Below are 22,764 nucleotides of genomic sequence, written 5' to 3'. Positions count from 1 at the left end.
TCTAAATCACTATATTAGTTTAGTTAGAAGGATAGGGTCATGCGCCATCGTAAGAGTGGTCGTCAATTAAACCGTAACAGTAGCCATCGTAAAGCGATGTTCAGCAATATGGCAGGTTCTTTGGTGAAACATGAAATCATCAAAACTACTTTGCCTAAAGCGAAAGAGTTACGCCGTGTAATTGAACCTTTAATCACACTGGCTAAGACTGACAGCGTAGCAAATCGCCGTTTAGCATTTGCCCGCACGCGTGATAATGAAGTAGTTGGTAAATTGTTCAGCGAAATCGGTCCTCGTAATACAGACCGTCCAGGTGGTTACACTCGTATTCTTAAGTGTGGCTTCCGTGCTGGTGATAATGCACCAATGGCTTATATTGAACTAGTTGGTCGCCCAGCGGCGAGCGAAGAAGTTCAAGAAGACGCACAGTCTGCAGAGTAAGTCTTTAAAGAGACACCAAAAAGCCGAGCTTATGCTCGGCTTTTTAATACCTAAAATTTATCACACGGTAATAGGGTCGCGACAAGTCCTCCCCAATTTTTTTATCAATAATAAACAACAGCCCCATATCAATAAAGGCAGTCTATTTGCTACTAACAGAAATATAGTTCGCTTATTTAAATACTTTCTTCATGTTACCCCTAACCTATATATTCTATTTAGCTATGATTGGTAAAAATAAGCTAATTATATAACTTAATGTTGTGATTAACGTCATTGGTTGAAGCAGTAAATACATAAGTAAAGAAAGCCTTAACTATATATGCTATGTTTTTTGCCAAATGCCCTTAGTGTTCTACTAGCTAAAATAGTTATAGCAAGAAATTGGATGCTATTTACAAGCGATTTCAACATCAGCATCAACACGTTGTCATTAAAAAATAACTTATAACCTCATTTGAAGCTAAATATGCTTGAGTTTAGTTGTCTTTTTAAGCGTTTAGTTGTAATTTTGTTCGAGCAGTCATTTATTTCAAGTTTTCTTCAAAAAAGGGTTGATCTGTTTTCGGATCTCCCTATAATGCGACCCCACTGAGACGGCAGAGCGCAACGCATAGCGAGGCACGAGCTAATCAGTGAGTCGAGTAAAACTTAGTTTCGAAAACTTTCAAGTTTAGAGAAATTAAGTGTTGACAAAAAAATAGGAAAGCGTAATATGCGCAGCCCTAGCGAGATAAAGTTAAACGCTTTAATCGCAACCGGATAACCGGTATAGCTCTTTAACAATATAAAGCAATCATCTGTGTGGGCACTCGTACAGATTGAGTTCTAACAGCCAAGCTACTTAGGTAGTGAGGCAAACAAATTTAGAGTCTCAATTGAAACTGAGTGACCAACAGAATAGTTACTTAGGTAATTATTCAGCACAGTCAATTCAATATCGAAAGATATTAAATAATTCAGAATTCATTGAGCTGTCGAAAGACATAAAACTTTTTAATTGAAGAGTTTGATCATGGCTCAGATTGAACGCTGGCGGCAGGCCTAACACATGCAAGTCGAGCGGTAACATTTCTAGCTTGCTAGAAGATGACGAGCGGCGGACGGGTGAGTAATGCTTGGGAACATGCCTTGAGGTGGGGGACAACAGTTGGAAACGACTGCTAATACCGCATAATGTCTACGGACCAAAGGGGGCTTCGGCTCTCGCCTTTAGATTGGCCCAAGTGGGATTAGCTAGTTGGTGAGGTAATGGCTCACCAAGGCGACGATCCCTAGCTGGTTTGAGAGGATGATCAGCCACACTGGGACTGAGACACGGCCCAGACTCCTACGGGAGGCAGCAGTGGGGAATATTGCACAATGGGCGCAAGCCTGATGCAGCCATGCCGCGTGTGTGAAGAAGGCCTTCGGGTTGTAAAGCACTTTCAGTCAGGAGGAAAGGTTAGTAGTTAATACCTGCTAGCTGTGACGTTACTGACAGAAGAAGCACCGGCTAACTCCGTGCCAGCAGCCGCGGTAATACGGAGGGTGCGAGCGTTAATCGGAATTACTGGGCGTAAAGCGTACGCAGGCGGTTTGTTAAGCGAGATGTGAAAGCCCCGGGCTCAACCTGGGAACTGCATTTCGAACTGGCAAACTAGAGTGTGATAGAGGGTGGTAGAATTTCAGGTGTAGCGGTGAAATGCGTAGAGATCTGAAGGAATACCGATGGCGAAGGCAGCCACCTGGGTCAACACTGACGCTCATGTACGAAAGCGTGGGGAGCAAACAGGATTAGATACCCTGGTAGTCCACGCCGTAAACGATGTCTACTAGAAGCTCGGAACCTCGGTTCTGTTTTTCAAAGCTAACGCATTAAGTAGACCGCCTGGGGAGTACGGCCGCAAGGTTAAAACTCAAATGAATTGACGGGGGCCCGCACAAGCGGTGGAGCATGTGGTTTAATTCGATGCAACGCGAAGAACCTTACCTACACTTGACATACAGAGAACTTACCAGAGATGGTTTGGTGCCTTCGGGAACTCTGATACAGGTGCTGCATGGCTGTCGTCAGCTCGTGTTGTGAGATGTTGGGTTAAGTCCCGCAACGAGCGCAACCCCTATCCTTAGTTGCTAGCAGGTAATGCTGAGAACTCTAAGGAGACTGCCGGTGATAAACCGGAGGAAGGTGGGGACGACGTCAAGTCATCATGGCCCTTACGTGTAGGGCTACACACGTGCTACAATGGCGCATACAGAGTGCTGCGAACTCGCGAGAGTAAGCGAATCACTTAAAGTGCGTCGTAGTCCGGATTGGAGTCTGCAACTCGACTCCATGAAGTCGGAATCGCTAGTAATCGCGTATCAGAATGACGCGGTGAATACGTTCCCGGGCCTTGTACACACCGCCCGTCACACCATGGGAGTGGGTTGCTCCAGAAGTAGATAGTCTAACCCTCGGGAGGACGTTTACCACGGAGTGATTCATGACTGGGGTGAAGTCGTAACAAGGTAGCCCTAGGGGAACCTGGGGCTGGATCACCTCCTTATACGATTTAGAACTTATTTGTTCGTAGTGTCCACACAGATGATTGTTAGTTAGCTAAGCCACTGGCTTAACTAATTAATATGCTCTTTAAAAATTTGGAAAAGCTGATAATAAAATTCGTATGAATACAGTGTATTTGTACAGAGTTTTCAAAAGTAAAAAAGAATGATAGCAGTATCATTCAGTGCCATTTAATGAACGTTTACGTTTATTGATTGGTATCTACTTTAGTATTCAATATTAACTTCTGGCGAAGTTAAACTGTCACACAACAAAGACCCGTTTGGGTTGTATGGTTAAGTGACTAAGCGTACACGGTGGATGCCTTGGCAGTTGGAGGCGATGAAGGACGTATTAACTTGCGATAAGCCTAGTCAAGCTAGTAAAAAGCACTTGAGACTAGGATTTCCGAATGGGGAAACCCACCTGCTTGCAGGTATCGTTAACTGAATACATAGGTTAACGAGGCGAACGCGGAGAACTGAAACATCTAAGTACCCGTAGGAAAAGAAATCAACCGAGATTCCGATAGTAGCGGCGAGCGAAATCGGAACAGCCCTTAAGCTTATTATGTGTTAATGGAAGGCTCTGGAAAGTGCCACGATACAGGGTGATAGTCCCGTACATGAAAACGCATTTTAAGTGAAATCGAGTAGGTCGGAGCACGTGAAACTTTGACTGAATATAGGTGGACCATCATCTAAGGCTAAATACTCCCAACTGACCGATAGTGAACCAGTACCGTGAGGGAAAGGCGAAAAGAACCCCTGTGAGGGGAGTGAAATAGAACCTGAAACCGTGTACGTACAAGCAGTAGGAGCCCACTTGTTGGGTGACTGCGTACCTTTTGTATAATGGGTCAGCGACTTATATTTTGTAGCGAGGTTAACCGATTAGGGTAGCCGTAGGGAAACCGAGTCTTAACTGGGCGAATAGTTGCAAGGTATAGACCCGAAACCCGGTGATCTAGCCATGGGCAGGTTGAAGGTTGAGTAACATCAACTGGAGGACCGAACCCACTAACGTTGAAAAGTTAGGGGATGACCTGTGGTTAGGAGTGAAAGGCTAATCAAACCGGGAGATAGCTGGTTCTCCCCGAAATCTATTTAGGTAGAGCCTCGGACGAATACTTACGGGGGTAGAGCACTGTTAAGGCTAGGGGGTCATCCCGACTTACCAACCCTTTGCAAACTCCGAATACCGTAAAGTAATATCCGGGAGACACACGGCGGGTGCTAACGTCCGTCGTGAAGAGGGAAACAACCCAGACCGCCAGCTAAGGTCCCAAAGTCATAGTTAAGTGGGAAACGATGTGGAAAGGCCCAGACAGCCAGGAGGTTGGCTTAGAAGCAGCCATCCTTTAAAGAAAGCGTAATAGCTCACTGGTCGAGTCGGTCTGCGCGGAAGATGTAACGGGGCTAAACTATGCACCGAAGCTGCGGATTCAGAATTTATTTTGAGTGGTAGGGGAGCGTTCTGTAAGCGGTTGAAGGTGTACCGGGAGGTATGCTGGACGTATCAGAAGTGCGAATGCTGACATGAGTAACGATAATGCGGGTGAAAAACCCGCACGCCGGAAGACCAAGGGTTCCTATCCCATGTTAATCAGGGTAGGGTAAGTCGACCCCTAAGGCGAGGCCGAAAGGCGTAGTCGATGGGAAACGGATTAATATTTCCGTACTTGGTATAATTGCGATGGGGGGACGGAGCAGGCTAAGCAAGCATGGCGATGGTAGTCCATGTGAAAGTGTGTAGGCTAGCGACTTAGGTAAATCCGGGTTGCTGTTAGGCTGAGACACGAGACGAGTCACCAAGGTGATGAAGTTGCTGATGCCATACTTCCAGGAAAAGCCTCTAAGCTTCAGATTATATCGAATCGTACCCCAAACCGACACAGGTGGTCAGGTAGAGAATACTAAGGCGCTTGAGAGAACTCGGGTGAAGGAACTAGGCAAAATCGTACCGTAACTTCGGGAGAAGGTACGCTCCGATTGGTGATGAGACTTGCTCTCTAAGCTGATTGGAGCCGCAGTGACCAGGTGGCTGGGACTGTTTATTAAAAACACAGCACTGTGCAAAATCGCAAGATGACGTATACGGTGTGACACCTGCCCGGTGCCGGAAGGTTAATTGATGGGGTTATCTTCGGAGAAGCTCTTGATCGAAGCCCCGGTAAACGGCGGCCGTAACTATAACGGTCCTAAGGTAGCGAAATTCCTTGTCGGGTAAGTTCCGACCTGCACGAATGGTGTAACCATGGCCACGCTGTCTCCACCCGAGACTCAGTGAAATTGAAATCGCAGTGAAGATGCTGTGTACCCGCGGCTAGACGGAAAGACCCCGTGAACCTTTACTACAGCTTGGCACTGAACATTGAACCTACATGTGTAGGATAGGTGGGAGACTTAGAAGCAGAGACGCTAGTTTTTGTGGAGTCGTCCTTGAAATACCACCCTTGTAGTTTTGATGTTCTAACGTTGGCCCCTGAATCGGGGTTACGGACAGTGCCTGGTGGGTAGTTTGACTGGGGCGGTCTCCTCCCAAAGAGTAACGGAGGAGCACGAAGGTTGGCTAAGTACGGTCGGACATCGTACGGTTAGTGTAATGGTAGAAGCCAGCTTAACTGCGAGACAGACACGTCGAGCAGGTACGAAAGTAGGTCATAGTGATCCGGTGGTTCTGAATGGAAGGGCCATCGCTCAACGGATAAAAGGTACTCCGGGGATAACAGGCTGATACCGCCCAAGAGTTCATATCGACGGCGGTGTTTGGCACCTCGATGTCGGCTCATCACATCCTGGGGCTGAAGTCGGTCCCAAGGGTATGGCTGTTCGCCATTTAAAGTGGTACGCGAGCTGGGTTTAGAACGTCGTGAGACAGTTCGGTCCCTATCTGCCGTGGGCGTTTGAGAATTGAGAGGGGTTGCTCCTAGTACGAGAGGACCGGAGTGAACGAACCGCTGGTGTTCGGGTTGTCATGCCAATGGCATTGCCCGGTAGCTACGTTCGGAACTGATAAGCGCTGAAAGCATCTAAGCGCGAAGCAGGCCTCGAGATGAGTTCTCACTAGACTTTTAAAGTCTCTGAAGGGCCGTTGAAGACTACAACGTTGATAGGCAAGATGTGGAAGTGGTGTGAGCCATTAAGCTAACTTGTACTAATTACCCGTGAGGCTTAACCATACAACGCCAAACGCGTTTTATGCGACAGTTTAAGCAAGAAGTTAATAGACTAAAGTAGATACTTGAAGACTTTTATTATCAGAAATTCCAAATTTTAGTAAGCTTGATTAAATCGAACTTACACCAAATTTGCTTGGTGACAATAGCGTTTTGGACCCACCTGACCCCATGCCGAACTCAGTAGTGAAACGAAACAGCGCCGATGATAGTGTAGCATTTGCTATGTGAAAGTAGGACATTACCAGGCTCCAAATAAGAGAAACCCGTTACAGCGATGTAGCGGGTTTTTTGCTGTTTGGGATTTAATAAAAAAACCAAGAGCCCATGCCGAACTCAGTAGTTGCCGCTCTCGTACATCCTGTACTTCACGGCATTCGTATTCCTATACATCAAACAAAACAGCGCGAAGGCAAGCCTCACACAAGGCCGCCCCGACACAAAGATAGTGTCGCATTTGCTATGTGGCTCTCTACCGCTGTGGGCACCACGACACTACCAGGCTCCAAATAAGAGAAAGCCCGACTAGCAATAGTCGGGCTTTTTTACGTCTGCAGGAAAGTGAAAATATTAGTTATAAGCCGTCAGCTATCAGCTGCACAGCGTTAACTTGACCACTGTATCATGGGTTGAGTATCTCGAAACCTATGGGTAAAAGAACGCGACGACCACCACCTTAGAGCCTAATACATACTCTACCGCTGTAGGCACCACAACATGCTACTGCGTTGTCGCTAAGAATAACGTATCAGTATCAGGTAGCAAATCCATATAATACCAATCCGCAATAATACTCAATAATTTTGCGGGGCTAAACGTGCCGCTACCTGTGTTAAAAAATTCTCATTTAGAACAACTAAATAGCGAATTTTTTGCCTAGCTATCACCCCGTTTTTCCTGCCTCAAAATAGACCGCTTAATTAAGCGAATTGGTATAAATTGGTAATAAATACTCAAATAAGGGGGTTGCGCCCTTATTCTGATTGATACATTTCTGATCTTACTTGAAAAAAAACCAATGAGCCCAAAGTCTACTTAATCAACACTTATTTTTATAGAGCCTATCATGTCGTTATTACCTTCATCTTCCAGCGTTAAGCAATTCGTATATTTAGCACAGCAAATAAGAGAGCATGAGTGTAATGCTGCAAAAGCCAGTGGTTGTGATCTGTTTACCCTAATGGAACGAGCGGGGCATGCCGCATTTTTAAATTGGAAATCATTCAATGCACAGCAGACTCTAGTACTCGTAGGGAGTGGCAATAACGCAGGAGATGGCTATATTGCGGCTAGCCTTATTAAGCAAGCCGATAGACATGTAGTGGTGTGTGCCGTAGATGAAAATAAAGAATTAACCGGCGATGCTGCAATAGCACAAAAGCGCTGGATTGATGCCGGTGGTGAAATTTGTAACTTTAGCGCTGATGCACTCGATGAGTGTGATGTAATCATTGATGCATTACTGGGCACTGGTCTTGAAAATACGGTACGCGATAATGTTGCCACTATAATTAAAGCGGCGAATGAAAGCACTAAACCAATACTCAGTATTGATGTGCCATCAGGTATAAATGCTGATACAGGCCAACCTTTAGGCATTGCAATTAAAGCCACTAAAACAATTACTTTTGTAGGGGTAAAACAAGGGTTAACAACGGCTGCAGGTAAAGAGTATGTTGGTGAGCTTATCTTTGATGACTTGGCTATTGGTGAGCTATTCGTAGAATTAGCGAGCCCATCGGGTAAGCTTATTAATATCAATAGTTTTAAAGGCTTAGGCCCACGTGCTCTGAATAGTCATAAAGGTAGTTATGGAAAATTACTGTGTATTGGTGGGAATCAAGGAACGGCAGGTGCTATCAGATTAACAAGCGAGGCAGCGCTTAGAGCTGGTGCTGGAATGGTCAGAGTGTATACCCATGAAAGCTCAATTATGCCAGTCAGTTTTGGCCGACCAGAGCTTATGGTAAGTAGTAATAACTTGCAACACGCATTGGAGTGGGCAAGCTGTGCTGTTATTGGCCCAGGCCTTGGACAAGACGAATGGGCGCAAAATACCTTTAATCAAGTCATTGAGTATTGTACACATAATAATATGCCTTTAGTTATTGATGCTGATGCACTTAATTTACTCGCTAAACAAGCTTCACCGAAAATGCCCACGCGGTGTGTACTTACCCCGCATCCGGGCGAAGCCTCTCGATTATTAAAGGTTTCGACTGGGGAGATAGAGTTTGATCGGTTCAGCTATGTTCAACAATGTGCTAAACGTTACTCAGCAGTTTGTGTTTTAAAAGGCGCAGGAACTTTAATAGCCGATGGTAAGCATACTTGGGTTTGTGAAGAAGGAAGCCCTGCGCTTGCTGTTGGCGGTAGCGGTGATGTTCTTACTGGTATTGTAGGGGCATTACTTGCTCAAGGGTTAGATTGTGCTGAGGCGACTTGCTATGGTGTTACACTGCATGCTAAAGCGGGTGATATTGCTGGGCAAAAAAATGGAGAGCGAGGTATGCTACCTAGCGATCTGTTTTGTATAGTGAGACGGTTAATTAATAATATAAAACCATAAGATATAAGCATTCATATTAATTTTGTTCTTTTTTTGATAAATCCATTAACCTTCTTATACTTAGTTAACGCTGTTTGGTTGTAACTGAGGTTAAAAATGTTAATACAGAAAAAAATGTATGCGGGAAGCTTATTACTTATCGTTTTCTCTTTGCTCGTTTTAACCGTAATTATGCAATGGGTGATAACGCCAATTATAAAAAATGAAGCTATTTCTGCAGCTAAGTTACAGGCTAAAGTAATCGGAGAATCATTTGCTAAGGATTTAGGAAAAAGTGCAGCATTAACTAAAAGCTTATCTGTTGTTGCTCAAACACTTCCCCTTGATAAAGATCAATTTATTAAAAATTTGGCACCGTTAATTGCTAGTGGTTCAGGCATTGCTGGTGGTGGAATATGGCCAGAGCCAAATATGTTAGATGCATCAGCACAAAGGGCATCTTTGTTTTGGGCTAAGGGCGATAATGGTCAATACACTTTATTAGATGACTACAACCAAGCTGATAGCAGTCCATATCAACAAGAAAGCTGGTATACAAGTGCTGCTAACGCTCAACCAGGCGTATGTGTTTGGTCTGAGGCTTATGTTGATGCAGTCTCGAATGTGCCTATGGTAACTTGTTCCGTTAAAATTGAGCGTAATAATCAGTTTTGGGGAGTCGCTACTTTAGATATAGAGCTTTCTCATATTGAAAAGTCACTACTTGCTGAAAACCAAGCAACCGGTACCTACAGTTTTATTATTGATAGTGCGCAGCAGTTTGTTTCTATTCCTGCATTTAGAGATACGAATTTAGCCATGCTAAATTTTTCACAAGTTGTGAGTAAAGATAGCTCTTTACAGCCTTTAGTTAACGCCTTGAAAAATGAAGATAGACTCGTAGCAGAGTTTAGTTCTGGTGTCATAAAGGGGGATAGCTCAATTCTAGTGACATTCTCACTGCCGGAGCAAAAGTGGCGCTCTGGCGTGATAATTCCAACAGCGATTGCAAAAAAAGCAGCTAATACGCTGACATATTATTTGTATGGTTCATTCATTGTACTCATTGTTATATTTATATCGGCATTATTAGTCTTTGGTAAGCGATTAGTTGAGCAAATAGAGCAGACTTCGGCGCAAGTTAGGTCATTAATGCAAGGGCAAACAGATTCTAAATTACCAATATCGGGGGATGATGAAATGAGTCATCTTTGCGAAGCAATTAATGATTACGGTGATCATCTTATTAAAATTCTTGGGCTGATTAAAGAAGAGGCGGCCTCAGTAAAAAACAATGCTGAATCTATTGATAACTTGAGTAGTAATAGTCAGCAACGCGCACATGAACTAATGCAAGAAAATGAACTGTTAGCCACGGCTATCAATGAAATGTCGATAGCGGCTTCATCGGCATCAGAAGATATTGGTGGCGTTGCAGATATTACCGCTAAGTCATCAGATCTTGTAAACTCTGGATTTAATGTTATTGAACAAAACGCAGAATCTATCCAGCTGTTGTTCAATAAACTAACTGAGTCGTCCAATGCAATATCACAAATCTCTGAAGATTCACAGCAGGTTGGTTCGGTATTAGATGTGATTATGAATATCTCTGAGCAAACTAATTTGCTTGCGCTTAATGCTGCTATTGAGGCTGCTCGTGCTGGTGATTCTGGAAGGGGGTTTGCGGTCGTTGCTGATGAAGTTAGAACACTGGCACAAAGAACGCAACAATCAGCTGGTGAGATTGAAACCATGATAAGTCAGTTACAACAAGCGGCTGCAAAAGGAGTCAGTGTTATTCAAGAATGCCGAGAGTTCTCAGAAGTGGTCAATGATCGTTCAAATACAACACGCACGCAATATGAAAATATAGTTGATGCATTTAACGACATTAAAGGACGCTCAGCAAGTATTGCCGTAGCCACTGAAGAACAGGCTCAAGTAACCGTCAATGTTAAAAAACTAGCGGAACGGATCCGAGAAATATCAGGGCAAAATGCCGCCGATGCCGAAGACTTTAGAGAAGTAAGTAAAGCTTCTAATAGTCAAGCACAAAGGCTATACGACATTAGTCAGCAGTAACTCAATAAAAAAATCCAAGCCTTGCTTGGATTTTTTATATAAATTTGTTTATTAATTTAAAATTGTGAGGATTTAAAAGTCTATCTATGAAGCTCGCCAGCTCTTTCTGGTTGATAAGTTACCTCTTTAATAGTTACTGTTATTAACCCTCCGCCTGGCTTTGGCCATTCAATTTGATCTCCTTGTGAAAGGCCAAGTAATGCACTACCAACAGGGGCTAAGATTGATATTTTGTTGCCACTTGAGTCAATATTCTTCGGGTAAACAAGCGTTAAAGTAAACTCCTCACCTGTAGACTCAACAACAAAGTTCACTGTTGAATTCATGGTTACCACGGTTGAGGGAACTTCGTGTGGCTCCACTATGTTAGCTCTACCAAGTTCTGCTTCAAGTTCTTTTTCACCCGCAAAACTGTTCGCAGGTAACGATTCCATTAGCGCATACAATCGATCTGCATCCAGTGATGAGATGATTATTTCAGGTTTAGTATTCAACTTAATATCCTTAATCATGTTAAATAAAATTTACTCTGGGTATAGCTTGCAGGAACTCAGTTGCATTGGAATACACTGAGATAATTTTATTGTTGTCTTAGTGAATTTATTTTATCTCTATTGCTAAAAACCCAGCCGAAGCTGGGTTTTTATTTGAGCTAGGTGTGTGAGGGGATGATTACATCATGCCGCCCATACCACCCATTCCGCCCATGCCACCCATATCAGGAGCGCCCGCTTCTTCTTTAGGAATTTCAGCGACCATTGCTTCTGTGGTGATCATTAGACCGGCAATCGATCCAGCAAACTGTAATGCAGAACGGGTTACTTTCGTTGGATCTAGGATACCCATTTCAATCATGTCGTTGTATTCGCCAGTGGCTGCGTTGTAACCGTAGTTACCTTCACCGCCTTTCACTGCGTTAATCACAACAGATGCTTCGTCGCCTGCGTTTGTAACGATTTGACGAAGTGGTGCTTCCATCGCGCGAAGTGCCACTTTAATACCGTGGTTTTGGTCTTCGTTATCGCCTAGTAAGTCTGCTAATTTGCTAGCAGCACGCACTAATGCAACACCACCACCTGGTACTACGCCTTCTTCAACCGCTGCGCGAGTTGCATGTAATGCATCTTCAACACGATCTTTTTTCTCTTTCATTTCAATTTCAGTAGCGGCACCTACTTTGATTACTGCAACACCGCCAGCTAATTTAGCCATGCGCTCTTGTAGCTTTTCTTTATCGTAGTCTGAAGTCGCTTCTTCAATTTGTGCTTTGATTTGTGCAACACGGCCGTTAATACCGTCTTCTTCACCAGCACCATCAATGATTGTTGTATCGTCTTTAGTGATTACTACACGTTTAGCTGTACCTAAGTCTTCAACCGTTGCTTTTTCAAGCTCAAGGCCGATTTCTTCAGAAATCACAGTACCGCCAGTTAAAACCGCGATATCTTGTAGCATTGCTTTACGACGATCGCCAAAGCCAGGTGCTTTAACCGCTGATACTTTTACAATACCACGCATGTTATTAACTACCAGTGTCGCTAACGCTTCACCTTCAAGGTCTTCTGCGATAATCAGTAGAGGTTTACTTGCTTTAGCAACCGCTTCTAATGTTGGTAATAATTCACGGATGTTAGATATTTTTTTATCTACAAGTAAGATAAATGGGTTATCTAGTTCAACCGCGCCTTTTTCAGCGTTGTTGATAAAGTATGGAGATAAGTAACCACGGTCAAACTGCATGCCTTCTACAACATCTAGTTCGTTTTCAAGTGATTGACCTTCTTCAACGGTGATAACACCAGTGTTACGGCCTACTTTCTCCATTGCATCAGCAATGATTTCACCAATTTCTTTATCAGAGTTAGCTGAAATAGTACCTACTTGTGCAATCGCTTTAGTATCAGCACATGGAACAGAAAGCGCTTTAAGTTCTGCAACTGCAGCAATGATTGCTTTATCAATACCGCGCTTGAGATCCATTGGGTTCATACCCGCAGCAACTGCTTTAAGACCTTCGTTTACAATAGACTGAGCAAGCACAGTTGCGGTAGTGGTACCGTCACCAGCAGCATCATTTGCTTTAGACGCTACTTCTTTAACCATTTGTGCGCCCATATTTTCAAACTTGTCTTCAAGTTCGATTTCTTTTGCTACAGATACACCATCTTTGGTGATCACTGGAGAGCCAAATGATTTGTCTAATACAACGTTACGACCTTTAGGGCCTAATGTTACTTTTACTGCATTTGCTAGAATATTTACGCCAGTTAGCATTTTTGCACGTGCGTCGCCTGCAAACAGTACTTCTTTTGCTGCCATGTTTAATTTCCTCTAAATTCTTAAAATGTGTGTTAAACGAAAAGTAGGTTTAGCCTACAATGCCTAAAATATTGTCTTCACGCATGATCAGGTACTCTTGACCTTCGATCTTTTCTGTTTTTTCAACATATGAGCCAAATAACACAGTGTCACCGGCTTTCACTTCTAATGCTCGAACGTCACCGTTTTCTAAAACGCGACCATTACCTACGGCAACAACTTCTCCGCGAGTTGATTTTTCAGCTGCAGAGCCAGTTAATACAATACCGCCAGCAGACTTGGTTTCTTCTTCTAGACGCTTGATGATTACGCGATCTTGTAAAGGACGAATGTTCATGTTTTTAGTTCTCCTAACAGTTTCTGAACAGTACAGAAAAAAGTGTATCTAATTTGCTTTCATTAATGGGGGTGGAGTGAAAAATTCCAAGAGAAAAAATGATAAATTTTTAATCTTTTCGCTCGTATTCACCATCTATGGTCTTAGGGCGGTTTTCATCTTGCTCGTGATGCATTGATTGATGAGTTTGCGAAAACCCTGAAGTGCCAGTTTGATGCATGCTGGCGCTCATTCTTACAGTTGCTTGACTAGCAAGTCCTGCAGCTAATTTGTTACGAATAGCAGGGGTAAGAAGCAGTAAGCCAAATACATCCGTCATAATGCCCGGGGTTAATAAAAGTACCCCTGCAATAATTACGCAAATACCGGTAAACAATTCTTTAGCAGGCATTTGCCCTTGAGCCATTTGCATTTGTACGTTTTGTAGTGCGCCCATTCCTTGCTGTTTCACCATTTTTGCACCCACAATGGCGGTTAGTACCACTAAAGCGATTGTTGCAAAGCCACCTATCACGTCACTAACCTGAATTAGTAAGGCAATTTCAATAATAGGGATGATGATAAACAGCAAAAATAAAATTCTAAACATAAGACTCTCTAAAAAAATGACACTTATTAAGGTGCTAATGAAATATAAGTGAGGGTTGTCGGGTCTATTTTCAAGCTAATAAGAGTAAGTAATAAACGTTAATGTTAGTAAAGTTATAGGTAGCGGGTCTAAATCAATTTACTGCAAAGACCCAAAATACAGACAGAGTTCGTGTCTACACATTATACCCGCTATCAGCTACTATGGGGCTAGACCCCCGTAAACAAGTAAAGGTTCACTATGACAACGCAATTTAAACTTATTTTTACCACTTGCAAAGATAACGATGAAGCCCGTTTATTGGCTATGGCGCTAATTGAAAAGAAATTAGCCGCTTGTGTAAATATTTTACCGGCCATGACTTCTATTTACATATGGGAAGGTGAAGTAGCTGAAGCAACTGAAGTAAAGCTGCTAATTAAAACTAAGGCTGACAAAATGAACGATGTATTTTTAACCTTAAAAGATCTTCACAGCTACGAAGTACCAGAAATACAAGTTGTTGATGTAGCAACGGGTAACTTGGCTTACTTTAATTGGATGGATGAGGTGCTTCATTAATGCGCTTTATTTTATTTTTTTTATTAAGCGTATTAATGGCGCCTGCTTGGGCAGCACAAAATACCCTTGATGATTTTCTTAAACCGACTCAGCACACATTTTTACCGGTAAATGAAGCGTTTGTATTTGATTTTGACCAGCAAGGAAGTACGTTATTTGTTGGTTGGGATATCGCTGATGACTATTACCTATATAAAGATAAAATAGAAATTATTGCCAAAGGTGCCAGCATTGACGTGCCTGAGTTGGGCGCTGGTGAAATAATTGAAGATGAATTTTTTGGCAAAACTGAGGTGTTTTTTAATTCTCTTAGCGTTATCAGCAAACTAAGTAATGTGAGTGAAGATGGCGTTGTTAAGGTGCGTTATCAAGGCTGTGCAAAAGCAGGGCTGTGTTATCCACCTGAAATCATCAGCATTCCATTAAGTGTACTGGCAAGTGAAACTAATACTAATGACAATACTGCAGCAAGCAGTGCATTTGCAGCACTTAGCCAATCTGCAGAAAAACCAGCAACTGCATCAACACCTGATAAAGAGCTCACATTTACAGAGCAGTTAGCCAGCCAAAGCTTAATGGTTAACTTAGCCATTTTCTTTGCCGTGGGTGTGGGTTTGGCATTTACACCGTGTGTATTTCCGATGTTCCCTATTTTATCTAGCTTAATTGCGGGTCAAAAGAACCTATCTACCAAAAAAGCATTTGCCCTATCATTTGTTTATATTCAAGGCATGGCGGTTACCTATGCAGCATTAGGGCTTGTGGTTGCTGCGTTAGGCGGGCAAGTGCAAGGCTATTTACAGCATCCATATGTATTAATTAGCTTTAGCTTATTATTTGTACTGCTGGCTATGTCGATGTTTGGTTGGTACGAAATAAAGTTACCCAGCGGCATGATGAACAAGCTAACCCAAGTGAGCAACAACCAAAGAGGCGGTAACTATATTGGGGTGTTCTTGATGGGGGTTTTATCAGGGCTTATTGCATCTCCTTGCACTACAGCGCCTTTATCAGCCGCATTATTATTTGTGGCACAAAGCGGCGATTACCTAGTAGGCGGGCTAACACTTTACGTACTGAGTTTAGGTATGGGGCTACCGCTGTTATTATTAGGTACATCGGGAGGTAAGCTATTACCGAAAGCTGGCGGCTGGATGGAACAAGTTAAAACCTTATTTGGTTTTATTATGTTAGTTGTGCCACTTATTTTGCTAGAGCGCATTATAGATATTGAAATTATTATGCTTATGGCAGGCTTATTAGCTATCGCCACAGCGCTTTATTTCCATTATTGGCAAAGCGCCCAAACTCAAGGCAAATTAAAAACCTTATTGTGGTTTATAGCTGTTTTATTGATGCTTACTGGCTTTAATTTAACCAAAAACTATTTTTGGCCAACACAAGCCGTGAGTTTACAAACAACCTCGCAAAGCAATGAGTTTAAACACGTTGCCAATTTAGCCGAGCTTAAACAAGCCGTATCACAAGCAAATAGCGAAGGGCGCATGGTTATGGTGGACTTATACGCTGACTGGTGTGTAGCGTGTAAAGAGTTTGAGCATTACACCTTTCCTGACCCTCAAGTACAAAGTGAGTTTAGCCATTACCAACTGATTCAAATTGACTTAACCCAAAGCGATAATGAAACAATTGAGCTAATGGAAGCATATTCAGTGTTTGGTTTACCGAGTATTTTATTCTTTAATACTCAAGGTGAAGAGCTAAGTGCACAACGTGTTACTGGCTTTTTAAATGCGGATGATTTCGCTAAGCACCTTGCTGCAGTGCGTGCCAGCGCTGAATAACCATTCTATATGGCACAACATGATTGTTAATGTTGTGCCATTATTCCCCCTCAAGATTCGTCCCCAAAATAGAGATTAGACCAGTATTTTGCTGCTATTTACTTCGAAATCACTATAATAGTTGGTTAACGTGAGAAATTGTTGCTATCTTACTTTTTTCAGCTTACTTTTTAGTGAAAAATTAGTTAGTAACCGCTTAACTCATTACTTATAGGATATATCGCGTATTATGGCTGCAAAATTAAAGATTTTAGTTATAAATGGCCCAAATTTAAACATGCTAGGAAAGCGTGAGCCCGATAAGTACGGTTCGCACTCTTTAGAGCATATTATGAGCGAGTTAAACAGCGCTGCTAATAGTTTAGATGTGGCGTTAACGCATTTTCAAAGTAATAGTGAGCAAGCGCTCATTGAACGCATTCATGATGCTTGGCAAGCGGTTGATTACATCATTATTAACCCTGCAGCATTTACGCACACAAGCGTCGCATTACGTGATGCATTGCTAAGCGTTGATATTCCGTTTTTTGAAGTGCACTTAAGTAATGTGCATGCACGTGAAACGTTTCGCCATCATTCTTATTTTTCTGATGTGGCGCAAGGCGTTATTTGTGGATTAGGTGCAATGGGCTATCACGCTGCTTTACATGCAGCGGTGAGCCGATTGCAAAACTCAAACTAAATTTAAACTAACAAACTAATAGGCGGGTCGTTTATGGATATTCGCAAGATCAAAAAACTAATTGAATTAGTAGAAGAATCAGGTATTGCAGAACTAGAAATCACTGAAGGTGAAGAATCAGTACGTATTAACCGTAACAACATGAGTGCCGGTCCTGCGTACGCGCAATTTGCTCCACAGCAATATGCTCCAGCACCCACTCCTGCGGTTGCACCAGCAGCACCTGTAGCAGAGTCTGAAGTACCAGCGGCAGGTCCTACAGGACACCAAGTTAAATCACCTATGGTAGGTTCTTTTTACGCAGCAGCTTCTCCAGAAGCGCCAGCATATGTTGAAGTCGGTTCACAGGTTAAAGTTGGCGACACATTATGTATCGTTGAAGCAATGAAAATGATGAACCAAATTGAGTCAGATAAAGCCGGTACAGTAAAAGCTATTTTAGTAGAAAACGGCGAGCCAGTAGAATTTGATCAACCTTTATTCATCATTGAATAATAGCGCAACGTAAAAGGCCAACTCTCATGTTAGATAAAGTAGTCATTGCAAACCGAGGTGAAATTGCACTTCGTATATTGCGCGCCTGCAAAGAGCTTGGGATCAAAACGGTTGCTGTGCATTCAACGGCGGATCGCGATCTTAAGCACGTATTACTAGCAGATGAAACCATCTGTATTGGTAAACCAGCAGCAACTGAAAGTTACTTAGACATTCCACGCATTATTGCCGCAGCTGAAATAACTGATGCGGTCGCTATTCACCCAGGTTATGGTTTTCTTGCTGAAAATGCCGACTTTGCCGACCAAGTTGAGCAAAGTGGCTTTGTATTTATTGGTCCTCGTGGCGACACTATTCGCCTAATGGGCGACAAAGTATCAGCTATCGAAGCGATGCGTAAAGCCGGTGTTCCATGTGTGCCAGGTTCTGATGGTCCGGTATCGGATGATAAAGAACGCAACATGCAAATTGCTAAGCGTATTGGTTACCCGGTAATTATTAAAGCAGCTGGCGGCGGCGGTGGTCGTGGTATGCGTGTTGTACGCAACGAGGCTGAGTTAATCAACTCGATTGCACTTACGCAGCAAGAAGCTAAGCAGTTCTTTGGCAACAGCATGGTTTACATGGAAAAATTCCTTGAAAACCCACGCCACATTGAAGTGCAAGTATTGGCCGATGGTCAAGGTAACGCGGTTCATCTAGGTGAGCGTGATTGTTCAATGCAACGTCGCCACCAAAAAGTAGTGGAAGAGGCGCCAGCACCAGGGATTACTGCAGAAGTACGTAAGTTCATTGGTGAGCGTTGTACACGTGCGTGTATCGAAATTGGTTATCGTGGTGCAGGTACGTTTGAGTTTTTATACGAAAACGGCGAGTTTTACTTCATTGAAATGAATACCCGTATTCAGGTTGAACACCCAGTGACTGAAATGGTTACCGGTGTGGATTTAATCAAAGAGCAGCTAAAAATTGCCGCTGGTCAGCCATTATCATTCACTCAAGACGACGTTGTTATTCGTGGCCACGCTATTGAGTGTCGTATTAATGCTGAAGACCCTGAAACCTTTATTCCATCGCCAGGTAAAATCACCCGCTTTCATCCAGCTGGTGGTTTAGGTATTCGTTGGGACAGCCATATTTATGCTGATTATACGGTACCGCCACATTACGATTCTATGATTGGTAAGCTGATCACTTACGGTGAAAACCGTGATGTTGCTATTGCCCGTGCTCGTAATGCACTCAATGAGCTGGTAATCGACGGTATTAAAACGAATACGCCATTGCATAAACGCATTCTTGCAGATGAAAACTTCAAAAACGGTGGTACAAATATCCACTACCTTGAGAAGAAATTAGGGCTGTAAAGTTCATGCTAATTAAAAACCGGCTCAGGCCGGTTTTTTTATCTTTAAAAAAGAGGCAGTATCACCTTAAATAAATAATCTGGTATGATTAACAAATATGCGCTTTTCGTAAATTTTGAGGTAATCATGTCGTGTAGTTTTGATTTTCATTTAGTCGATGAAAATGCCACTGTTGCTATGGGTAATAAATTAGCTGCCATAATAGAACAGGGCGCAGTTATTTATTTGCATGGTGATTTGGGGGCCGGTAAAACGACATTTACTCGCGGTATAGTGCAAGGTTTTGGTCATACAGGTAAGGTTAAAAGTCCCACTTATACACTTGTTGAACCTTACGAGCTTGTGCGTGGCAATGTCTATCATTTTGATTTATACCGATTAGGTGACCCAGAAGAGCTTGAATTTATGGGAATTCGTGATTATTTTTCAGAAACGGCAACTTGTATTGTTGAGTGGCCGGAAAAAGGCGGAGAATTTATTCCTGTTCCCGATCTAAATGCTACGCTAAGTTATGTAGGTGATGAGCGTAAAATTGTTATTAACAGTGCTAGTGAGCGTGGTGTAGCAATTGTCGAAAAACTAAATAATAGATAATAAAATAGTTAAGGCAGTGATTATCAAAATGAGTCGTGGTTTAGTTAAACTTTTTATTTACCTCATGGTTTTTACAGTGAGCTTGCCATTGTGGGCGAAAAACACTATTAATAGTGTGCGTGTCTGGCCATCCCCTGATAGCACCCGGGTGGTGTTTGATCTCGACGATAAACCCGATTTCAGCTACTTTATGCTAAAAAATCCAAGCCGTTTAGTGGTTGATTTAGAAAACACTGATGAGTTGAAAACATTGCCAGGTGTGCCACCAAAACACCAAATTGTTAGTAAGTTACGTTACTCAAAACCTAAAAATAAACACAGCGTGCGTTTAGTGTTTGAATTAAATGGGCCAGTTAAACCGGTTATATTTGCACTAGCCCCCACAGGCCCTTATAAAAATAGATTGGTGGTCGATTTATACGATAAAAGCCAAGCTAAAGGTGCAATTACCCCTGCGCAAACGGCGGCTAAAAAACGCCAATTAAGCCAAGAACGCGATATTGTAATTGCTATTGATGCAGGGCATGGCGGTGAAGACCCTGGCTCCATTGGCCCATCAGGCACTTACGAAAAAGACATTACACTGCAAATTGCTAAGCGTTTAGAGCGGATGATTGATGCTGAGCGAGGCATGATTTCGCGTATGGTTCGCAGTGGCGATTACTTTGTAAAACTCAATACACGTACCAACCGCGCACGTCAGAAAAAAGCAGACTTTTTTGTTTCTATTCATGCAGATGCGTTTACCAGCCCTGGGCCAAATGGTGCTTCTGTATGGGTGTTGTCGCTGCGACGTGCCAATTCAGAAATTGGTAAATGGATTGAGGATAAAGAAAAACACTCTGAGTTACTTGGCGGTGCTGCCGATGTAATTAAAGATGCTGCAAATGAAAAGTACTTAGCTCAAGCCTTGCTTGATATGTCGATGGATCACTCCATGAAAACCGGCTTAAATGTGGCTGAGGAAGTAGTTAAAGAGCTACGAAAGGTGGCTAAACTTCATAAAAAAGAGCCGCAACATGCCAGCCTTGCAGTATTAAAGTCGCCAGATATTCCGTCTATTTTGGTTGAAACTGGGTTTATCTCTAATCCACGTGAAGAGCGACTGCTTAAAAGTGCCAATCATCAAGAGCGCTTAGCTAAAGCCATGTTTACCTCAATTAAAAATTACTATTTACGTAACCCGCCTGACGACTCACTGTTTGCGTCATTAAAGTCTCAATACCCAACAAAACATAAAGTACGCCCTGGTGAGTCACTGAGCATGTTGGCAGGTCGATATGGCGTGAGTATCAGTAAAATAAAACAAGTTAATAAGCTCAGTTCAAATACGCTATTTATTGGTCAGGAACTTGATATTCCTCAGAGTTAATTTTAAAAGCGCACACATTTAAGGTTGTTATGAGTATTGAAATATTACCTGCGCGCTTAGCAAACCAAATTGCGGCGGGTGAAGTTGTTGAGCGTCCCGCATCGGTGGTTAAAGAGTTAGTAGAAAACAGCCTTGATGCAGGCGCGACACGTATTCAAATAGATATTGAACGCGGGGGCCACAAGTTAATTCGTATTCGCGACAATGGAGCGGGTATTGCAAAGGGTGAGCTCACATTAGCGCTCTCTCGCCATGCAACCAGTAAACTAAAGTCCCTAGACGACCTAGAAAATATTTGTTCTCTTGGTTTTAGGGGGGAAGCCTTAGCATCTATTAGTTCGGTATCTCGCTTAACCTTAAGCTCTAAACCCGAAAATCAAGAAGCTGCGTGGCAAGCCTTTGCACAAGGCCGAGATATGGCCGTAGAGGTAAAGCCGGTTGCTCACCCTAGCGGTACCACAATTGAAGTTAAAGATTTATTTTTTAACACCCCAGCGAGACGTAAGTTTTTACGCACTGAAAAAACCGAATTTAGTCATATTGATGAGCTTATTAAGCGTATTGCGCTGAGCCGTTTTGATGTATCAATTACATTAACCCATAATGAAAAAGTGGTGCGCCAGTATCGCGCTAAAACTGATCCCGCTCAAGCGATTACGCGAGTCGCACAAGTGGCGGGTAAAGCGTTTGCTGAGCAAGGGTTGCATATTCAATCGGGTGAGGCTGGGTTGCAACTACACGGTTGGGTATTGCCAGTTGGATCGGCTAATACTACTCAGTATACCTATGTCAATAATCGTATGATGCGCGACAAACTTATTCTGCATGCTATTCGTCAAGCATTTGAAGAGGTCAGTGGCGAGCAAGAACTTCCCGGATTTGTGATTTACATTGATATAGACCCACGCCAAGTGGATGTTAACGTGCACCCGGCAAAGCATGAGGTACGTTTTCATCAAGGTCGTTTGGTACATGACTTTATTTTACAAGCTATCAAACAAGTTGTGGTGCCACTTCAAGCTGAGTTTGTTAATTCGCCAGCCGCTCACACGCATCAATCACCGGTTACATCGTTTAACCAAGAACACACGACCAATAGTGAACTTTTTGATTATCCTAAGTCGTCATTACAACCAAGTCATTCGCCATCTACAAGTAATGCCTCTTATAGTGGCAGTCGTCAAGGTGCGGGTAGACAGGTGCGTATTGAAAGCCAAAATTACCATGATGTGAATGCGTTTTATCAGGGCGTGAATGAGCAACAAGCGCAGCACTTTGATACTGCGGCAGCATTTCTACAATCTAATGAGACGCAAGTATCAGATACAGCACTGCGTACTGTCGATATAATAAGCATTGAACAGGGCGTTTGCGTGTTCAATGATGAAAATCAACTTTATTGTTCACACTTTAAATACGCATTAGCGGATGATTGGCATACACAAATAAAAGAGCACGGCAGCCTTGAAGGTAAAGCACTCCTATTGCCAGTGCGTGTTAACGTATCAAAACAAGACACGGCGCTTCTTGCTGCTCAGCAGTCTTGGTTTACCTTACTAGGTTTTGAGTTATTAATAGAAAAGCAGTTTGTTATGGTAAAGAAGCTGCCTACAAGTCTGTACTTATTAGATGTAAGTGCTGCAATAGATGCATTGCTTGAGGGATGTAAGGCTCAGTTAGCAAGTATTGATGAATGGCTACAATGGCAGGTAAATATAATTCCCGCACGGTTCTATGCGAGCAATGCCTTTTTAGAGCAGCAAGCGCGCTTACAAAATAATCCGCAAACAATTGAACGCTTGCGAGAAAAAGCAGTTAAAATAGATCTAAACTCTTATCTAACGCAATTTAATTAAGGTAT

15 protein-coding genes and 3 rRNA genes are annotated in these 22,764 nt (G+C 42.8%); 14 read left to right on the top strand and 4 right to left on the bottom strand.

Annotated elements, in window-relative coordinates:
- Positions 1–39: 39 nt before the first annotated feature.
- From rplQ to PTET_RS14485, 6 genes are all read left to right on the top strand, one after another.
- Positions 40–441, top strand: a complete 402-nt coding sequence (rplQ, locus tag PTET_RS14510; protein ID WP_013466072.1) for a 50S ribosomal protein L17 — start codon at positions 40–42, stop codon at positions 439–441.
- A 997-nt stretch (positions 442–1,438) separates the two neighbouring features.
- A 16S ribosomal RNA gene (locus PTET_RS14505) occupies positions 1,439–2,972 on the top strand.
- A 293-nt stretch (positions 2,973–3,265) separates the two neighbouring features.
- Positions 3,266–6,152: ribosomal RNA gene (locus PTET_RS14500) — 23S ribosomal RNA — on the top strand.
- Between the two features lie 132 nt (positions 6,153–6,284).
- Positions 6,285–6,399, top strand: a 5S ribosomal RNA gene (rrf, locus tag PTET_RS14495).
- Together the 16S, 23S and 5S rRNA genes form the textbook arrangement of a ribosomal RNA operon.
- An 816-nt stretch (positions 6,400–7,215) precedes the next feature.
- The gene (locus PTET_RS14490) at positions 7,216–8,718 is read left to right on the top strand and encodes an NAD(P)H-hydrate dehydratase (RefSeq protein ID WP_096038820.1); all 1,503 of its coding nucleotides are present in this window, start codon (positions 7,216–7,218) and stop codon (positions 8,716–8,718) included.
- Positions 8,719–8,814: 96 nt separating this feature from the next.
- Positions 8,815–10,782, top strand: coding sequence for a methyl-accepting chemotaxis protein (locus tag PTET_RS14485; protein WP_096038819.1), 1,968 nt, complete (start codon positions 8,815–8,817; stop codon positions 10,780–10,782).
- Between the two features lie 80 nt (positions 10,783–10,862).
- On the opposite strand, the gene rnk is transcribed toward PTET_RS14485, so the two are convergent.
- The 4 genes from rnk to PTET_RS14465 form a co-directional block, all read right to left on the bottom strand.
- Positions 10,863–11,276 (bottom strand): nucleoside diphosphate kinase regulator, encoded by a 414-nt coding sequence (rnk, locus tag PTET_RS14480; RefSeq protein ID WP_024601929.1) that lies wholly within the window; start codon positions 11,274–11,276, stop codon positions 10,863–10,865.
- Between the two features lie 178 nt (positions 11,277–11,454).
- Complete coding sequence (gene groL / locus PTET_RS14475) at positions 11,455–13,101, bottom strand: chaperonin GroEL (protein WP_013466037.1); 1,647 nt, start codon at positions 13,099–13,101, stop codon at positions 11,455–11,457.
- A gap of 49 nt (positions 13,102–13,150) precedes the next feature.
- The gene (locus tag PTET_RS14470; protein ID WP_008113511.1) at positions 13,151–13,438 is read right to left on the bottom strand and encodes a co-chaperone GroES; all 288 of its coding nucleotides are present in this window, start codon (positions 13,436–13,438) and stop codon (positions 13,151–13,153) included.
- Between the two features lie 109 nt (positions 13,439–13,547).
- Positions 13,548–14,027, bottom strand: a complete 480-nt coding sequence (locus PTET_RS14465) for an FxsA family protein (RefSeq protein WP_013466036.1) — start codon at positions 14,025–14,027, stop codon at positions 13,548–13,550.
- A 240-nt stretch (positions 14,028–14,267) separates the two neighbouring features.
- Here PTET_RS14465 and cutA point away from each other — a divergent pair, with 240 nt between their 5' ends.
- From cutA to mutL, 8 genes are all read left to right on the top strand, one after another.
- On the top strand, positions 14,268–14,588 hold the full coding sequence (gene cutA / locus PTET_RS14460; RefSeq protein WP_013466035.1) for a divalent-cation tolerance protein CutA: 321 nt from the start codon (positions 14,268–14,270) through the stop codon (positions 14,586–14,588).
- Entirely contained in the window at positions 14,588–16,393 is a 1,806-nt protein-coding gene (locus tag PTET_RS14455; RefSeq protein ID WP_096038818.1) for a protein-disulfide reductase DsbD, read from the top strand. Before cutA ends, PTET_RS14455 begins: the two co-directional genes overlap by 1 nt.
- A gap of 229 nt (positions 16,394–16,622) precedes the next feature.
- Positions 16,623–17,075, top strand: coding sequence for a type II 3-dehydroquinate dehydratase (gene aroQ, locus PTET_RS14450; protein ID WP_013466033.1), 453 nt, complete (start codon positions 16,623–16,625; stop codon positions 17,073–17,075).
- 33 nt (positions 17,076–17,108) lie between these two features.
- On the top strand, positions 17,109–17,570 hold the full coding sequence (accB, locus tag PTET_RS14445; protein WP_096038817.1) for an acetyl-CoA carboxylase biotin carboxyl carrier protein: 462 nt from the start codon (positions 17,109–17,111) through the stop codon (positions 17,568–17,570).
- A 26-nt stretch (positions 17,571–17,596) separates the two neighbouring features.
- A complete protein-coding gene (gene accC, locus PTET_RS14440) occupies positions 17,597–18,937 on the top strand; it encodes an acetyl-CoA carboxylase biotin carboxylase subunit (protein ID WP_013466031.1) in 1,341 nt (446 codons plus the stop codon).
- A 126-nt stretch (positions 18,938–19,063) separates the two neighbouring features.
- Complete coding sequence (gene tsaE, locus PTET_RS14435) at positions 19,064–19,531, top strand: tRNA (adenosine(37)-N6)-threonylcarbamoyltransferase complex ATPase subunit type 1 TsaE (protein ID WP_013466030.1); 468 nt, start codon at positions 19,064–19,066, stop codon at positions 19,529–19,531.
- Positions 19,532–19,559: 28 nt separating this feature from the next.
- On the top strand, positions 19,560–20,903 hold the full coding sequence (locus PTET_RS14430) for an N-acetylmuramoyl-L-alanine amidase (protein WP_096038816.1): 1,344 nt from the start codon (positions 19,560–19,562) through the stop codon (positions 20,901–20,903).
- A gap of 29 nt (positions 20,904–20,932) precedes the next feature.
- Positions 20,933–22,759: a DNA mismatch repair endonuclease MutL gene (gene mutL, locus PTET_RS14425; RefSeq protein ID WP_096038815.1), complete on the top strand. Its 1,827-nt coding sequence runs from the start codon at positions 20,933–20,935 to the stop codon at positions 22,757–22,759.
- Positions 22,760–22,764: the final 5 nt, after the last annotated feature.

It is taken from the genome of Pseudoalteromonas tetraodonis (genome assembly GCF_002310835.1).
Classification (GTDB): domain Bacteria; phylum Pseudomonadota; class Gammaproteobacteria; order Enterobacterales; family Alteromonadaceae; genus Pseudoalteromonas; species Pseudoalteromonas tetraodonis.
This window is presented reverse-complemented; position numbering and strand designations above follow the sequence as displayed.

Bases quoted from the DNA above. Each gene is read 5' to 3' on its own strand.
- groL (WP_013466037.1), bottom strand. From the start codon at position 13,101: ATGGCAGCAAAAGAAGTACTGTTTGCAGGCGACGCACGTGCAAAAATG.
- rplQ (WP_013466072.1), top strand. From the start codon at position 40: ATGCGCCATCGTAAGAGTGGTCGTCAATTAAACCGTAACAGTAGCCAT.
- aroQ (WP_013466033.1), top strand. From the start codon at position 16,623: ATGGCTGCAAAATTAAAGATTTTAGTTATAAATGGCCCAAATTTAAAC.
- PTET_RS14490 (WP_096038820.1), top strand. From the start codon at position 7,216: ATGTCGTTATTACCTTCATCTTCCAGCGTTAAGCAATTCGTATATTTA.
- accC (WP_013466031.1), top strand. From the start codon at position 17,597: ATGTTAGATAAAGTAGTCATTGCAAACCGAGGTGAAATTGCACTTCGT.
- PTET_RS14470 (WP_008113511.1), bottom strand. From the start codon at position 13,438: ATGAACATTCGTCCTTTACAAGATCGCGTAATCATCAAGCGTCTAGAA.
- PTET_RS14455 (WP_096038818.1), top strand. From the start codon at position 14,588: ATGCGCTTTATTTTATTTTTTTTATTAAGCGTATTAATGGCGCCTGCT.
- tsaE (WP_013466030.1), top strand. From the start codon at position 19,064: ATGTCGTGTAGTTTTGATTTTCATTTAGTCGATGAAAATGCCACTGTT.
- accB (WP_096038817.1), top strand. From the start codon at position 17,109: ATGGATATTCGCAAGATCAAAAAACTAATTGAATTAGTAGAAGAATCA.
- PTET_RS14485 (WP_096038819.1), top strand. From the start codon at position 8,815: ATGTTAATACAGAAAAAAATGTATGCGGGAAGCTTATTACTTATCGTT.
- PTET_RS14465 (WP_013466036.1), bottom strand. From the start codon at position 14,027: ATGTTTAGAATTTTATTTTTGCTGTTTATCATCATCCCTATTATTGAA.
- PTET_RS14430 (WP_096038816.1), top strand. From the start codon at position 19,560: ATGAGTCGTGGTTTAGTTAAACTTTTTATTTACCTCATGGTTTTTACA.
- cutA (WP_013466035.1), top strand. From the start codon at position 14,268: ATGACAACGCAATTTAAACTTATTTTTACCACTTGCAAAGATAACGAT.
- mutL (WP_096038815.1), top strand. From the start codon at position 20,933: ATGAGTATTGAAATATTACCTGCGCGCTTAGCAAACCAAATTGCGGCG.